Raw genomic sequence first — 16109 nt, 5'->3', positions numbered from 1 at the left:
ATCATCTAATATTCCCTTTTTCCTATCTTTCTATGGCTGAATCTTATCTTTTTTTAATCCATCCATATAAACTTTGGTTTCAGCCACAACCACACCGCTCAATGCAGTAACTGCAATCAGGTTCGGCAGAGCCATCAGTCCGTTGAAAATATCTGCAATGGTCCATACAGCAGATACTGTCATAAACGGTCCGATAAATACCGCTAAGATGTATAACCAGCGGTATGCTTTTACAACAGCCTTCTTATGTCCGGTCAGATACTCCAGACAGCGCTCACTGTAATAATCCCATCCTAAGATTGTGGTAAATGCAAAGAATACCAGACATACCATCAGGATAAAGGATGCTACCTGATTTGGGAACGGAAGTCCGAGCTGGAATGCCTTGGTTGTAACAGCAACACCTTCCAAGCCCATGTCCCATGCACCGGTAAGTACGATTGCAAGACCTGTCATGGTACAGATAATCAGTGTATCAATTACAGTTCCAAGCATGGAAACCAGTCCCTGTTTTACCGGATAATCGGTCTGGGCTGCTGCAGCCGCGATTGGTGCACTACCAAGTCCTGCTTCATTTGAGAAAATACCACGGGCAATACCTTTCTGCATTGCTACAATAATACTTCCCATTGCACCACCGGCTACCGCCCTAAATCCAAAGGCACTCTTTATAATGGTTGCAAATGCTGCTGGAACCTCTGTAATATGCATCACAATAATAATTAATACAACAACCACATAAGTCAGTGCCATAAATGGTACAATGACCTGTGATACTGTAGAAATTCTCTTAATTCCACCGATGATAACAAGTGCCACACAGATGGTAAGAATAATACCTGCAATAATTACAGTCCAGGAATAAGTTCTTCCAAAGAGGTCAACTGTCCATGTGGTATCCGGGTCAAAGAAACCCTTTACTGCACTGGTAATACCATTAATCTGTGTAAAGGTTCCGATTCCAAATAAGCCTACACCTACACCAAAGAAGGCAAATAATTTTCCAAGCCATTTCCACTTTGATCCCATTCCATTTTCAATATAATAGAATGGTCCGCCGATGATATGACCATCTTCTGCCACCACACGGTACTTGATTGCCAGTAGACACTCACTATATTTTGTAGCAGTTCCTACCAGTGCTGCTATCCACATCCAGAACAACGCACCCGGACCACCTTCTACCAATGCAGTTGCTACTCCGACAATATTTCCGGTTCCTATGGTTGCTGATAATGCAGTGCAAAGTGCTGCAAAACTGGATACTTCGCCGGATTCGCCACTCTTTTCATTTTCAAACAAATATTTTACTGCTAATGGTAATTTTCTAATCTGAAGTCCCTTCAGGCGGATGGTAAGAAAAATTCCCACCAGAAGGATCAATACAATAAGTGGTACACCCCAGACAAAATTATCAATTTTACCAAGAATGCTGTTAATCTGGTCTAACATTTTTGTTCGCTCCTATTCTCTTTTGATTCCAATTTAAATGGTTAAATACACTTTAGCATAGCATAGTTATCAAGTGCAATCAATAATTCTATCTTTTTTTTCGCATAATTTGTATAAAAATACTCCTTTCGGGTTATATTACGGATGAGGTGATGACAAAATGATTTTAACCGAACAAGAGACTATGCTGTTAAATGATTTAAAGCAGCAGGAAGAGCTTTGCCGCGACAAATATGCCTTTTACAGCAGTGAAGCAAAAGACCCTGAATTAAAACAGTTATTCGAGGTCATTCAGAAAGAAGAAGAGGAACACTATGACACCATCAGCAGTCTGCTTTCCGGTGATACGCCTGATGTTGGTATAGCTGCCCCAAAGAACTATCAGCCAAAAGCTGCTTACCATGCATCCAGTGAAAATGCCGACAAGAAGCATGATGCATTATTGTGCAGTGATTCCATTTCCAGTGAAAAGTATGTATCTTCCGCATACAACAACGATTTATTCAGCTTTGCTTCTCCAAAAGTCCGTCAGATTTTAAACCATATCCAGACGGAAGAACAGCAGCATGCAGAAATGATTTACCGTTATAAAACTGCAAATCAGATGGCTTAACCTGCAGATGCATTGCAACTGTCAAAAAGGCATCGGAACAGGAAATTTTTCTGCTCCAATGCCTTTCATGCTTTTTATACTTATTATTTATTTTCGCTGCTCACGGTTCTTACATTTCATCTCATACATTCGCTCATCTGCCCAGTTAATATACTGTTCCATGGAAGCCTCGGTATCCGGCTCCTTCTGGTAATAACCGATACTCATAGACAGACGGTACGGCAGCTTCTCATCCCTCTGCCACTGCTTTAACAAGGCTGTTATCTGAGCTTTCTTTTCTTCAGCCTGTTCCCAGCTTAAAGCATCAGAAACCACTAAGAATTCGTCCCCTCCATAACGGATAATCAGTTCCTTTTCACAGAACGCCTCCTGCAATGCCTCTGCTGCAAGGCAGATCGCCTGGTCACCCGCTTCATGACCAAACTCATCATTGATTTTCTTTAACCCATCCATATCAGCAAAGATAAATAACAATCGACGTCTGCTGGTATTTGCCTGTTTTACCATATCTACCACAAAACGGTTGATTCCCATCCGGTTATAAACTCCTGTCAGGCTGTCGCGGACTGCCATATTATCAATGTTACGGGCAGCATTCCGAAGTTCTGATACATTCTTTAACTTTTCCAATGCATTACTGATATTACGAATCCAGACATAATAATTTGGAATATGTTTTGTATCCAATGTACCGGTCAGTATCATATATCCCAGGCAATTATCCCTGAAATGAACCGGCATATAGAGATATTCCCCTGAACCTCTGCCATTCCACATTGCCGGGAACATCTGCTCACTGGTAAAAGAATAAAATTCCGGCATGCCGTCCTCATTATTTAATTTGGTTATGTATATCTTGTTTTCATAATCCCGGGTAATTGTGCGGTTGCGTAAAATGCTGTTACCACGGCCGGTCATCTCATAATAAATACTCTTATTCAGGCACAGATATACATCCTCTGTCGTAAACTTTCCAATATTCTGACGGATACAGAAGATTAATTCTTCCAATGATTCGCACTCCATCATCTCATCTTCCATATTGTGTATCTGATAAGTATATTTTTCATTTTCTTTTTTTTCAAGGTATAACATCTCTATCGCAGATGCCACACGCTTTTTATCCTCTAAAACACAGCCACAGCTTTCATCCGCTGCAACACGGGATGTCAAAATCAGTTCCTGTTTCTTCCCTGTCTCAATTTCCTGCAAAAGCAACTGCATAGCGGTATATCCCAGTGTCTCCTTTGGTCTGTCTACCGTAGTAATTCCCGGAATATAGCGCCGGGTATCATAAGAGCCATCAAATCCTGTTACTGCTATGTCCTGTGGCACCTGATATCCCAACTGTTTCAAACGGTTGCAGGCACCTAATGCCATCTCATCATTGGCACAGCAAAGTGCCCGTGGCATCCTTCCAGCCTCTTCCATGGCATCCACTACCTGTACGCCACTGTCAAAGGAAAAATCCCCATGCCATACCGTATAATCTTCTGTTGAATAGTTCTTTTCTTCCACAAAATCTTCAAATGCCTTCTGGCGGATATTACTCTCTTCATTTGTTGCATTTGCAGCTACAAAATGAATCGGATGATAGCCATGACTGTCAACATGCTCTATCATCTCCCGCATTGCCTTATAATTATCTATTCCAATCAGGCTTAAGCCTTCTACCTTTTCCTCAAAGCTTACTGCAGGAATGCCAGCGTGACGTATTCTTCGAATAATTTCCTCTTTTGTTGGTTCCTCCCAAATTGTATTTGTCGCAAAAATTATGCCATCAAAACGCGAAAGATTAGCCAGCGAATATATTTTATTTTCTCCAAGCACATGCTTGTCCGAAATCTCACTCCCTGCCTGACAGGTAAAAATAGAGATTGCATAGTTTGCTTCCTTTGCCTTACGAATAATACCATTGATTAATCTGGTCTGATATTCACTATTCCATCCAGCTAAAAAGACTGCAATATTACCCAGTTCTTCCATTATGTTCCCTCCAGCATATTTCTTTTATTTTACCACAAATATTCCGACTTTCCACCTGCTTTTTATGAAACTCTTTAAATTTATTTACCAGACATTTATCCCACATTCTCGTGCCTGCGACGGTCGCTTGCGGCATCTACCTTATACGCCGCAGTGTGCATCCTCGCGGAGCGTTTTTTACTTTACAGGAAAGCAATTTCCTGTAAAGTAAAAAAAGACCTGCAAAATAACAGGTCTCTTTTTCTACATCTTCTTTATATATTTTCTTCAGTTTTCTTATAACTGCGTTGTTACGAAAATATCGTAAATTGCCTTGATGGCATTTTCAAAATCAGAATTACTTACTCCAATGATAATATTTAACTCAGATGACCCCTGGTCAATCATCTTAACATTGACATTTGCATGTGCCAGTGCTGAGAAGATTCTTCCGGATGTTCCTCTGGTGGAACGCATACCGCGTCCTACAACTGCAATCAGGGCGATGTTAGACTCTAATTCTACGCTGTCCGGCTTTGCAAGGCGGTGAATTGCAGATACAACTGCCTGTTCCTTGCCTTCAAATTCCGGCTGATGTACAAATACGGTCATGGTATCAATACCAGATGGCATATGTTCAAAGTTAATACCGTTTTCTTCAAATGCAGAAAGCACTTTACGTCCAAAACCAACTTCTGAATTCATCATATCTTTATCAATATTTACAGATACGAAGCCTTTCTTTCCGGCAATACCGGTAATGGTATATTTGGACTGGTGACAGGTTGTTTCCACAATCCATGTTCCCTCATCTTCCGGTGCATTGGTATTACGGATGTTGATTGGAATACCGGCTTTACGGACCGGGAATACTGCATCTTCATGTAATACGCTTGCTCCCATGTAGGAAAGCTCTCTTAACTCACGGTATGTAATTACTTTAATTGGTTCCGGATTGTCAATAATTCTTGGGTCTGCAATCAGGAAACCGGAAACATCCGTCCAGTTCTCATATGCTGTTGCATGTACTGCTTTTGCAACAATAGAACCGGTAATATCAGAGCCTCCTCTGGAGAAGGTCTTAACACTTCCGTCCGGCATGGAACCGTAAAATCCAGGAACTACAGCACGTTCAACCTTGGAAAGACGTTTGCTCAACACTTTATCTGTCTTGTCTGCATCAAAGTTACCATCTTTATCAAAGAAGATTACTTCTGCCGCATCCACAAATTCATAGCCTAAATAGTTCGCCATTACAATACCATTTAAATATTCGCCTCTGGAAGCTGCATAATCAGGACCTGTCTTGGCTGCAAAGTTCTTCGCAATTACTTCAAACTCATCTTTCAGAGAAAGCTTTAAGTTCAGTCCGTTAATAATGGAATCATAACGTTCTGCAATCTTTTTTAATTCCTTATCGAAATCCTCATCATTTTCTGCCAGAGCATAACATGCATATAACATATCCGTTACCTTGGTATCTTTGGAATTTCGTTTTCCCGGTGCACTTGGTACAACATAGCGGCGTTCCGGGTCTGATGTGATAATCCTGCCTACTTTTGCAAACTGTGTTGCACTTGCAAGTGAACTTCCACCAAATTTAACTACCTTAATCATCGTCATTTGCTCCTTTACTATCTCATAACTCAAGATTGTATCTTATTTTTCCCCATTTGAAAAGAAGTAAATGTAATTTCCATTTAAAAATTTCAATTTAATTTCTATTCAATTTATGCTTCTTCCTGTTTTTTGGTCTTTAATAGTTTGGTAAAGCAGCTTGCTGCTACCATAACACCTAATACCATCAGAAGAACTGCAACAATGAGCTGCAAACCATCTACTAAGAATACTGCAGTTCCATTCATTACATTGCTTACCAGTGCAATGAATTTCTGAACCAGTGCAGTAAAGGTTACTGCCAGCATGCTTACCATTGGTACATACAGCGTCCAGCCGGTACGTCCGGTAGTCTTTAAGAATACAGCCAGTGCAATCAGAACAAGTGCTGCAAGCAACTGGTTTGCGGAACCAAACAGCGGCCATACATTGTTGTATCCGCCCAGTGTTAATAAGTATCCAAAGAATAAGGTTACGATTGTTGCAAAATATTTATTGGTTAATACTTTGCGGACACCACCCATTTTTGCAGGGTCTGTTGTATCCTCATAGAATAATTCCTGGAAGGACATTCTTCCGATACGTGCTACAGAATCCAGTGAAGTAAGTGCTAATGCAGATACACACATGGTCATAAATACAGTTGCCACATCATTTGGTACACCTAACATTTCAAGGAAACCGGCAACACCGGATGAGAAGATTGCAAATGGTGTTCCATCTGGTTTTGTACCATTTACAGCTACTGCACCAACAACGACCAATACGATAATTCCAAGTAATGACTCTACTACCATTGCACCATAACCAACCATAGGCATATCTTTTTCATTGCGGATGGTCTTAGATGATGTCTCAGAAGATACCAGACTGTGGAATCCGGAAACAGCACCGCAGGCAATGGTTACAAATAAGGTCGGGAACAGATAAGATTTGCTTCCGTCTGCTCCGGTTAAAACGAATCCGTTAAATGCATTTAACTGCATTGCAGGATGTGCAACTACTACACCAACAACTGCGCCGATAATCATACCAAGAAGCATAAAGGTTGTCATATAATCTCTTGGCTGCATCAAAAGCCACATTGGAAGTACCGATGCCAAGAATAAGTAAATCATGATAATGTAGATCCACATGGTCTTATTGGTATAGATTGGAAGTTTCATGCCTACTGCAAACATTACTACGATTAATGCAATTGCAACGATACCTTTTACGATTTCGTTCATCTTTGGTGCTTTCTTTAAGATAATACCAAGGATAACTGCAACACCAATAAATAACATGGAAACGGTTGCTGCTGCACCGTTAGCATATACAGCCTTACCATCACCTGCCGGATATGCATTGAAGGTTCCGGCAACCATATCTGTAAATGCTGCGATTACCAAAAGGGTAAATAACCAGCAGAATAACATGAAAAGTTTTCTTCCCATCTTACCAATGTACTTTTCAATAATCATACCCATGGATTTTCCCTCATTCTTAACTGATGCGTACAGAGCACCGAAGTCCTGTACTGCTCCGAAGAACAATCCACCAACTACTATCCATAAGAATACAGGTACCCATCCGAACACACTGGCAAGGATTGGTCCCGTTACAGGGCCTGCACCAGCGATAGATGAGAACTGATGTGAGAATACGGTAAATCTGGATGAAGGAACAAAGTCCTCTCCGTCTTCATATTTTACTGCAGGGGTTTCAGCTTTCGGGTCGATTCCCCATTTCTTAGCCAGCCAGCGTCCATAAAGTAAATAACCGGCAGCCAACAATACGATGGCTATTAATACAATAACTAAACCATTCATTTTCAAATTCCTCCTCATATGAATTATTTAATTATTGTTTTTACTCCCTTTTAAATTTAATGTCAAGGTCTAAATTTAATCAATTTTGTATTACTTTTTTAATCTATCCTTCCTTTAATCGTTGCTCTGTAATGCGTCATAGCCAGTCTCTCCGGTACGGATTTTCTGGGCGGAGCGAATCTCATAGCTGAAGATTTTGCCATCGCCGACTTCTCCGGTAAAGGCTGCCTTCTGAATGGCTTCGATGGTCTTTTGTTCCCATTCTTCGGAAGATACCACGATTTCAAATTTGATTTTCGGAAGCATCTGCACTGCCACTTCCATGCCCCGGACGATTTCCTTATATCCTCTCTGCACACCACAGCCCATAACCTGCGATACCGTAATACCGTTGACTCCGATGGCATTTAATGCTGCTTTTACATCTTCGAATTTTTCTTCCCGCACAATTGCATCTATTTTAATCATCATATCTGATTATCTCCTTTTCTATCCTACTGGTCTAATCCGTTGAAGCTTGGGTAAGCATTTTCTCCATGCTGTGTTACATCCAGTCCAAGCTGTTCTTCTTTTAAGCTCACACGAAGCGGAGTAAAGATTCTTACCACTGCTACACAAAGCAGGGTACCAACCACTGCAATTACAATGGTAATTAAAATTCCTTCCAGCTGTGCCAGGAAAAGGCGGTAATCTCCAAACACCAGACCATCCCATTTTGCAGTACTGTTAATGGATTTCTGTGCAAAAATTCCGGTGGCAATTCCACCCCAGATACCGCCGATTCCATGGCATCCAAATGCATCCAGCGCATCATCAATTTTCAGTTTTTTCTTAATAAGTGCAACTCCGAAGTAACAAATCGGGCTGACCAAAGCTCCGATAATAAATGCTGACCAGATTGGAACAAATCCTGCACCCGGTGTAATTGCCACAAGTCCTACTACAAGTCCGGTGGATGCGCCTACCAGGGTTGGCTTTCCTTCTTTTACAACATCAATAAACATCCAGGATAATAAGGCTGCTGCTGCAGAAATTGCAGATGTCATAAATGCATGGGCTGCCAGTCCATCGGCTGCCAGTGCACTTCCTGCATTAAATCCAAACCAGCCAAACCATAAAAGGGATGCTCCCAATACAACAAACGGGATATTATGAATACGATAAGTTACCTGCTCATAGCCACGTCTTCTTCCAAGTATGATTGCCAGAACCAGTGCGCTGATTCCGGAACTGATATGTACCACATCTCCTCCTGCGAAGTCAACAGAGCCAATCGCTGCTAAAAGTCCGCCTTCTCCCCAGACCATATGTGCCAGTGGATAATATACAACAAAGGACCATAGTGTTACAAAGAGAAACAGTGCCTTAAACTTCATTCTTCCTACTAAGGAACCGGTAATCAGTGCCGGTGTAATCATGGCAAACATCATCTGAAATGCACAGAATACAAGATGTGGAATGGTATCTGCATAAGGTCCTGCCTCCCAGCCTACACCATTCAAGGCTATCCAACGGAAATCTCCGATGATACCTCCGTGGTTGCCACCAAATGCAAGGGAATAACCAAACAGTGCCCAAAGCACTACCGACAATCCCATGATTGCCACACATGCCATCATCGTGTTACATACATTCTTTCTTCGTACAAGACCTCCATAGAAAAATGCAAGTCCCGGTGTCATAAAAAACACAAGTGCTGTTGCAATCAGCATAAAGGCTGTATCTCCAGTATTCATATCTAATCCTCCTTCTTTTCACTTGAGAAACTCTTTATGCGAGTAGCGCACGTAACAAAGAATGTGCCTTGGCACATTCTCGCGCCTGCGGCGGTCGCTTGCGATATCTACCTTATACGCCGCAGTGTGCATCCTCGCGGAGCGTTTTTTACTTTACAGGAAAGCAATTTCCTGTAAAGTAAAAAAAAGATGCCAAAAACACGTTTCCGTGTTTTTGACATCTTCGTCTACAGCTAGGACTATAGCACTTTTTTATCCATATTGCAAGGGCATTTTTAAATCAATTAATTATTTTTTGTTCTTTTGCTAGTTTTTTTGTGATGTTTCCGGCTGTTTTCTCACCCAAAAGGATGCTTTATTTCATCCATTTATCTGCTTCTTCTTTCAGCCAGGAGTACCATGCTTCCATTCCCTCTCCGGTCTTTGCGGAGATTGGGAATATCTTAAGATTCGGATTCCGTTTCCATGCATACTCCTTTACCTTATCCATATCAAAGTCAAAATATGGCAGCACATCAATTTTATTGATAATAAGTGCATCGCATACAGTAAAGATTAATGGATATTTCAATGGCTTGTCGTGTCCTTCCGGTACGGACAAAATCATTGCATTCTTCACTGCTCCGGTATCAAACTCTGCCGGGCAGACAAGGTTTCCTACATTTTCAAGGATAGCAATATCTACATCCTCCGTGCCAAGCTCCTTCAAGCCCTGTCTGGTCATGTCTGCATCCAGATGGCACATACCGCCGGTATGAAGCTGCACAACCTTTGCCTTTGTCTTATCAACAATCGTCCATGCATCTACATCGGAATCAATATCCGCTTCCATGACTCCTACCCGGTAGTCCTTTAACAGCTCATTGACCGTTGGCACCAGGGTAGAAGTCTTGCCACTTCCCGGTGAAGACATCAGATTTAAGAGAAATGTTTTCTCTCCCTTTAACTGTTCTCTTAGGCTGGCAGCATCCTTATCATTATTTTCAAATATACTTCTTTTTACTTCAATTACTTTCATTTCCAGTTCCTCAATTATATCTTATTTTACATCTGCTCTTGCCAGTGCATCTTTATAATACTTGAAGTCTGTAAATACTTCGTTGGTATACGGATTCTTCTTGTTCTTTACCGATTTGTAAATGATGTATCCTAATGCAATGGCATTTACAATCAGTGCCAGTGCGCTGACGATGGTCATTGCGGTCGGATCTGCGTTGTTCGAAGTTCCTGCTACAATGCCATTTACCGTTCCGTCTGCATACTGTCTGGAAACGGTTGCCCATGGATAATAGGTTGTTCCATCGGCAGTAGTCTCCTGAAACAGTGGAAAAATCTGGGCAAACATACACCAGATTGCCAGTGTATTTGCACGGTTCATAATCCAGCCACCCTTGTTCCAGATTAATGCTGCAATAGTAGGTGCTAAAAGCAGTGCTACACCACAGAACCAGGAGTGGGTTGGCAGACAATTGTAGGTATAAGCGAAGTTCCAGATATCATATACTACAATGTAAACCCAGATCATATCCGGCCAGATCATATCCTTCTTGTCTTTGGAGGAATATACTTTCCACCAGCCTGTCATGCAAAGGATATTTAAGATTCCTGCGATTCCGTTCATTACGTTGTGCCAGCCACCATAGAGCCATACATCTTCGGAAGATAACCACCAGGAATACCAGCCGTTGATTGCGGATTCGAAATCGCTGGCTACTGCAATCAAAATATTAATTGCTACGATTACAAATGGGAATGCGCGGAACCACTGTTTCTTTCCAATACCCCATTCATACTTAATCATCATAAAGCCGATACATCCGGCAAGTGCTGCATACAGTTTTGCATAATGGAACCATCCATTCATATAAAGATGTGTCTGGTTATTTACTGCCCATTCTACGCCCTGTCCTGCGCATACTGCAATTACAACAAAGTAAACGGTAAGTGCCAGCGGAATAATTCCAAACATCATAAGTCCACCAAACTTGGTTCTTCTTGCAAACTCATTTAATAAAATAAGTCCGGCTAAGACTGCCAGCATGGCAATCCACTGATAAATTCCATTTCCTCCATAAACATGAAACAACATTTTAACCCCTTCTTTCTTTGGTAAATTATTTATTGGAAAGCCTGCCTCAGCAGGCCTCCATTTCTTTGATACTGCATTCATTTCCCGTCAGCAGATAGGTGTCATCACTCTTACAGTACGGACATTGTCTGCCGAATTTTACAGTCGGATAAGTTTTTTTGCAATTCTCGCACATGGTTACCGCCGGAAGCGTCTCGATACGCAATTCCGATTCCGATAACAGGTCCGATTTCTTCCGGTAATAGTCCCAGCAGTCTAAAAGGTATTCCGGGACAATTCCGCTGACTTCTCCAATTTCCAAAGTAACAGAACCTATCTTCGTCACTTCATTTTCTTCTGCTACTTCCTTTAATGTTTTGGAAATATGAATGATAATTCCCAGTTCATGCATACACTCACATCCTGCTTTTTATTTCTTCCTGCCTTTGAATTTAATCTTAATCTCACGCTTTAACATATATGGGAAGATTGCCTTTAACTTGTCTTCTGATTTTACCATGCGGCTTGCATCCGGCAGGTCACGGCTTAAGTGGATGGCATCAAATTCGCACTTCGTTGTACAGATTCCGCAGCCGATACACTTATTCGGGTCTACTACGGTAGCACCACAGCCTAAGCAGCGGTTTGCTTCCTTCTGTACCTGCTCCTCGGTAAAGGTGCTTCGTAAATCACGGAAGGTATGCTTTGCATCTCCAGCCTTATGTCCCGGCACCTGACGTTTTGCATTGTCAAAGGTCTCAACTTTAATATTGTCTTTATCCAGCTCAATGAACTGTCTTCTGTTACGTCCCAAAGTAAGGCTCTGTCCTTCATGGACAAAACGGTGAATAGATACACAGCCTTCTTTTCCTGCTGCAATAGCATCAATAGCAAATCTTGGTCCGGTATAGTTATCTCCACCGGTAAAGATATCCGGCTCTGCAGTCTGGTATGTTACCGGGTCTGCCTTTAAGGTTCCGTTCGGATTAAATTCCACTCTGGTTCCTTCTAATAAAGCCCCCCACTTAATGGACTGTCCAATGGATAATAATACCTGGTCACAAGGAACGGTTAATAATTCTTCTTCGTCATATTTTGGTGAAAACCGTTTATTCTCATCCAGTACAGAGATACATTTTTTGAATACTACTGCGGTTACTTTGCCATTCTCGGTAAGGATTTCCTTTGGTCCCCAGGAATTATTTACCACAATGCCCTCTTCTTCTGCCTCTGCCACCTCATCATCGGCTGCCGGCATAATATCTCTTGATTCCAGACAGAACATGGATACATCGGAAGATCCGGTACGAAGTGCGGTTCTTGCAACGTCTACTGCTACATTTCCTCCACCGATTACTACGGTCTTGCCAGATAATTTCACGCCTTCTTCATTTAAATTGACACGACGCAAGAAGTCTACTCCTGTTTCTACGCCTACGGCATCTTCTCCCGGTACTCCGGTCATACGTCCGCCCTGTGCACCAATTGCTATGTAAAATGCTTTATACCCCTGTTCACGCAGCTGTGCTATGGTGATGTCCTCGCCAACTTCTACGCCGCACTTGAATTCTACCCCCATCTCGCGCAGCACATCGATTTCTGCATTGATCACATCTTTTTCCAGACGGAAAGATGGAATACCGTTCATCAGCATACCACCCGGTCTTTTTTCTTTTTCAAATACAGTAACCGGATAACCCATTTTCTTTAAATAGAATGCGGCTGACATCCCTGCCGGTCCTGCTCCGATTACTGCTACCTTCTCCTCAAAAGGCTTTCCGGAATAATTCAACATTGGTGGAATATAACGCTTCTCTGCATGGAGCTCCTGTTCCGCAATGAATTTCTTGATTTCATCAATGGCTACTGCCTGGTCAATGGTTCCCCTGGTACATGCATCTTCGCAGCGGCGGTTACAGATTGCTCCACATACTGCCGGGAACGGATTCTCCGTCTTAATCAGCTTCAATGCATCCAGATATCTTCCCTGAGATGCCATTTTAATATATCCCTGTACCGGAAGATGTGCCGGGCATGCTGTCTTACATGGTGCGGTACCGGTGTCATAACAGTTAATCTGGTTATCATCCCTGTAATTTGGATTCCATTTTTCCGGTCCCCACTTGGTGGTATCCGGAAGCTCCTGCTGCGGATAGGTAATATGTCCGCCATCTTTGGTGCATAATTTCTGTCCGAGCTTTGCTGCACCAGCCGGACAGTACTCTACACATCTTCCGCAGGCTACACATTTCTCCGGCTCTACGCTGGCACGGTATGCGGAGCGTGACATATTCGGTGTGTTGAAAAGCTGGGATGTACGCAATGCATTACATACACCGACTGCACAGTTACAGATTGCAAAGATTTTATCTTCTCCATCAATGTTGGTAATCTGATGGACATAGCCATTATCCTCTGCTCGCTGCAGAATCTCCATTACTTCATCATAATCAATGTAACGGCCCTTTCCGGTCTCTACACAGTAATCTGCCATATCACCGACACCAATACATAAATCATCCTCTAAGTCTCCGGTTCCCTCCCCACGGATTCGCTGTTGCCGTCTGCAGGAACATGCGCCCACGGAATATTTATCATATTTATTGAGCCAGTGGGAAATATGCTCCACGCTTGCCGACTGCTGGTTTGCCGGGATTGCTTTCTCTACCGGAATAACATGCATTCCGATTCCTGCTCCCCCCAGCGGAACCATCGGTGTTACTTTCTCCAGTGGTAGTCTTGCCATCTGCTCAAAGAAATCTGCGATTTCGGTATGCTCTTCCACCTGCTCTTTGTTCATTACCATGAATTCTGCGCATCCCGGTACGAACATTGGAAGTACATACTGTTTGTGATGGTCTTCGTTCTCCCAGTTGTACTCAATGACTCCGATGACACTCATTTCTTCTAAGAGTTCTTCGGTCCGCTCTACACTCTTCTTACATTTCTTTGCTACTTCTGCTACGGTAGCCGGTACTCTGACTTTCATTGCCAGTGCAACTTCTGCCATCTCATCCGTCACTACACTTGCCAAGCCCCAGTATTCCGGGTCATTTTCCGTAACTTTTACTCCGATTCGGTCTGTAATCTTCTGACCAAGTTTCAGAATCAATTCTCTTGGTTCTGCCATGTGCCCCTCCTTTGTATGATACCTGTATTGCTCCCCTCACAGGTTGTTTTTTGCCGTGATCCATTACAATATTTGTATATATTATACAATATCCGGTTATTTTTATCAATAATTATCACACTTTTCACAATAGTTCTTCATAAAAAAGAAACTGTGTCTTGTGAATTTTATACACAAAACACAGTTTCCTGTTTCTTTTGATTTTCTCACTATTTGAAACTTATTTTTTCAAAATCAGTTTCCAAAATTCTTATTTTCAATTAATCCAGTGGAATCAGTTTTTCTTTTCCACCCATATATGGCTGCAATGCCTTTGGAATATTTACGCTTCCGTCCGCATTGAGGTTGTTCTCTAAGAACGCAATCAGCATACGAGGTGGTGCAACTACAGTATTATTTAAGGTATGTGCGAAATATTTATTTCCATCCTTGCCTTTGACACGAATTTTCAGTCTTCTTGCCTGTGCATCGCCTAAGTTAGAGCAGCTTCCTACTTCGAAGTATTTCTTCTGACGTGGAGACCATGCTTCTACGTCACAGGATTTCACTTTCAAGTCTGCTAAGTCTCCGGAACAGCACTCAAGGGTACGTACCGGAATATCTAAGCTGCGGAACAAATCTACGGTATTCTTCCAGAGCTTGTCATACCACTCTTTGGACTCTTCCGGCTTACATACAACAATCATTTCCTGCTTCTCAAACTGGTGGATACGATATACACCACGTTCTTCAATACCATGTGCTCCTTTTTCTTTACGGAAACATGGAGAGTAGCTGGTCAGGGTATATGGAAGTTTTTCTTCATCATTGATGGTATCAATGAATTTACCAATCATGGAATGCTCAGAAGTACCAATCAGATACAAATCCTCACCTTCGATTTTATACATCATGGCATCCATTTCATCAAAACTCATAACACCGGTTACAACATTGCTCCGAATCATAAATGGTGGTACACAGTATGTGAATCCACGGTCAATCATAAAATCTCTTGCATAAGAAATAACTGCAGAATGTACTCTTGCAATGTCTCCCATCAGATAGTAGAAGCCATTTCCCGCAACTTTTCCTGCTGCGTCCAAATCAATACCATGGAAACGATCCATGATATCGGTATGATATGGGATTTCAAAATCCGGAACAACCGGCTCACCAAATTTTTCAATTTCTACGTTACAGGAATCATCTTTTCCAATCGGAACGGATGGGTCTATGATGTTTGGAATTGTCATCATAATCCTGGTAATCTTTTCCTGTAAATCTTTTTCCTGCTCTTCTAACTCTGCAAGGCGGGCTGCATCTTTGCTTACCTGCTCTTTTAATGCCATAGCTTCGTCTTTCTTGCCCTGTCCCATCAATGCACCAATCTGCTTGGAAATACTGTTACGGTTTGCACGTAATGCATCTGCCTCCTGCTGTGCACTTCTTGCCTGCTCATCTAACTCAATTACCTCGTCTACCAGTGGCAATTTGTGATCCTGGAATTTCTTCTTAATGTTTTCTTTTACGATGTCCGGATTTTCCCGTAAGAATTTTAAATCAATCATCTTTGTTCTCCTTCTTTGATATCATGTGCTTTTTTTGAAAATTTTATAGGATTGATTCGTAAGCATGCGGTTTTTCTCGCTACTCGCGTAAAAAATGCCTTCCATCCCATGCATTTTCATACATGGGACGAAAGGCTTATCTACCGTTCCGCGTTGCCACCCATTTT

General features: G+C 42.0%; 12 protein-coding genes. 1 reads left to right on the top strand and 11 read right to left on the bottom strand.

The genetic code is table 11. The features are described from left to right. Window positions 1-30: 30 nt before the first annotated feature. Window positions 31-1452 carry an alanine/glycine:cation symporter family protein gene (locus DV740_RS12980; protein WP_118088279.1) on the bottom strand — a complete coding sequence of 474 codons (1422 nt, stop codon included), beginning with the start codon at window positions 1450-1452 and terminating at the stop codon, window positions 31-33. A gap of 160 nt (window positions 1453-1612) precedes the next feature. Here DV740_RS12980 and DV740_RS12975 point away from each other — a divergent pair, with 160 nt between their 5' ends. Next, complete coding sequence (locus DV740_RS12975; protein WP_118088278.1) at window positions 1613-2065, top strand: ferritin-like domain-containing protein; 453 nt, start codon at window positions 1613-1615, stop codon at window positions 2063-2065. An 87-nt stretch (window positions 2066-2152) separates the two neighbouring features. Here the strand turns inward: DV740_RS12975 and DV740_RS12970 are convergent, their stop codons facing one another. From DV740_RS12970 to serS, 10 genes are all read right to left on the bottom strand, one after another. Beyond that, the gene (locus tag DV740_RS12970) at window positions 2153-4051 is read right to left on the bottom strand and encodes a diguanylate cyclase (protein ID WP_118088277.1); all 1899 of its coding nucleotides are present in this window, start codon (window positions 4049-4051) and stop codon (window positions 2153-2155) included. A 276-nt stretch (window positions 4052-4327) separates the two neighbouring features. Further along, window positions 4328-5647, bottom strand: coding sequence for an aspartate kinase (locus DV740_RS12965; RefSeq protein ID WP_117840607.1), 1320 nt, complete (start codon window positions 5645-5647; stop codon window positions 4328-4330). Window positions 5648-5760: 113 nt separating this feature from the next. Beyond that, entirely contained in the window at window positions 5761-7458 is a 1698-nt protein-coding gene (locus tag DV740_RS12960) for a carbon starvation CstA family protein (protein WP_118088276.1), read from the bottom strand. Window positions 7459-7572: 114 nt separating this feature from the next. Continuing rightward, window positions 7573-7929, bottom strand: a complete 357-nt coding sequence (locus tag DV740_RS12955) for a P-II family nitrogen regulator (protein ID WP_022243940.1) — start codon at window positions 7927-7929, stop codon at window positions 7573-7575. 23 nt (window positions 7930-7952) lie between these two features. Next, on the bottom strand, window positions 7953-9194 hold the full coding sequence (locus tag DV740_RS12950) for an ammonium transporter (RefSeq protein ID WP_118088275.1): 1242 nt from the start codon (window positions 9192-9194) through the stop codon (window positions 7953-7955). Between the two features lie 355 nt (window positions 9195-9549). Further along, the gene (hypB, locus tag DV740_RS12945; RefSeq protein ID WP_118088274.1) at window positions 9550-10212 is read right to left on the bottom strand and encodes a hydrogenase nickel incorporation protein HypB; all 663 of its coding nucleotides are present in this window, start codon (window positions 10210-10212) and stop codon (window positions 9550-9552) included. Between the two features lie 21 nt (window positions 10213-10233). Continuing rightward, on the bottom strand, window positions 10234-11283 hold the full coding sequence (locus tag DV740_RS12940; protein ID WP_022243937.1) for a DUF5692 family protein: 1050 nt from the start codon (window positions 11281-11283) through the stop codon (window positions 10234-10236). Window positions 11284-11329: 46 nt separating this feature from the next. Then, on the bottom strand, window positions 11330-11674 hold the full coding sequence (locus tag DV740_RS12935; protein WP_117697576.1) for a hydrogenase maturation nickel metallochaperone HypA: 345 nt from the start codon (window positions 11672-11674) through the stop codon (window positions 11330-11332). Window positions 11675-11692: 18 nt separating this feature from the next. After that, the gene (locus DV740_RS12930) at window positions 11693-14392 is read right to left on the bottom strand and encodes an FAD-dependent oxidoreductase (RefSeq protein ID WP_118088273.1); all 2700 of its coding nucleotides are present in this window, start codon (window positions 14390-14392) and stop codon (window positions 11693-11695) included. Between the two features lie 260 nt (window positions 14393-14652). Next, window positions 14653-15942 carry a serine--tRNA ligase gene (serS, locus tag DV740_RS12925; protein ID WP_022243934.1) on the bottom strand — a complete coding sequence of 430 codons (1290 nt, stop codon included), beginning with the start codon at window positions 15940-15942 and terminating at the stop codon, window positions 14653-14655. Window positions 15943-16109 lie beyond the last annotated feature (167 nt).

Origin of the sequence: Roseburia sp. AF02-12 (genome assembly GCF_003461765.1) — a bacterium.
GTDB lineage: Bacteria > Bacillota > Clostridia > Lachnospirales > Lachnospiraceae > Roseburia_C > Roseburia_C amylophila.
Note: the sequence above shows the minus strand (reverse complement) of the source record. Positions and strands in the feature narration are given on the sequence as shown.

Excerpts from the sequence above, each read along its gene's own strand:
- DV740_RS12930 (WP_118088273.1), bottom strand. The coding sequence starts at position 14,392 with ATGGCAGAACCAAGAGAATTGATTCTGAAACTTGGTCAGAAGATTACA.
- DV740_RS12935 (WP_117697576.1), bottom strand. The coding sequence starts at position 11,674 with ATGCATGAACTGGGAATTATCATTCATATTTCCAAAACATTAAAGGAA.
- DV740_RS12940 (WP_022243937.1), bottom strand. The coding sequence starts at position 11,283 with ATGTTGTTTCATGTTTATGGAGGAAATGGAATTTATCAGTGGATTGCC.
- DV740_RS12980 (WP_118088279.1), bottom strand. The coding sequence starts at position 1,452 with ATGTTAGACCAGATTAACAGCATTCTTGGTAAAATTGATAATTTTGTC.
- hypB (WP_118088274.1), bottom strand. The coding sequence starts at position 10,212 with ATGAAAGTAATTGAAGTAAAAAGAAGTATATTTGAAAATAATGATAAG.
- DV740_RS12970 (WP_118088277.1), bottom strand. The coding sequence starts at position 4,051 with ATGGAAGAACTGGGTAATATTGCAGTCTTTTTAGCTGGATGGAATAGT.
- DV740_RS12975 (WP_118088278.1), top strand. The coding sequence starts at position 1,613 with ATGATTTTAACCGAACAAGAGACTATGCTGTTAAATGATTTAAAGCAG.
- DV740_RS12960 (WP_118088276.1), bottom strand. The coding sequence starts at position 7,458 with ATGAATGGTTTAGTTATTGTATTAATAGCCATCGTATTGTTGGCTGCC.
- DV740_RS12950 (WP_118088275.1), bottom strand. The coding sequence starts at position 9,194 with ATGAATACTGGAGATACAGCCTTTATGCTGATTGCAACAGCACTTGTG.
- DV740_RS12955 (WP_022243940.1), bottom strand. The coding sequence starts at position 7,929 with ATGATGATTAAAATAGATGCAATTGTGCGGGAAGAAAAATTCGAAGAT.
- serS (WP_022243934.1), bottom strand. The coding sequence starts at position 15,942 with ATGATTGATTTAAAATTCTTACGGGAAAATCCGGACATCGTAAAAGAA.
- DV740_RS12965 (WP_117840607.1), bottom strand. The coding sequence starts at position 5,647 with ATGATTAAGGTAGTTAAATTTGGTGGAAGTTCACTTGCAAGTGCAACA.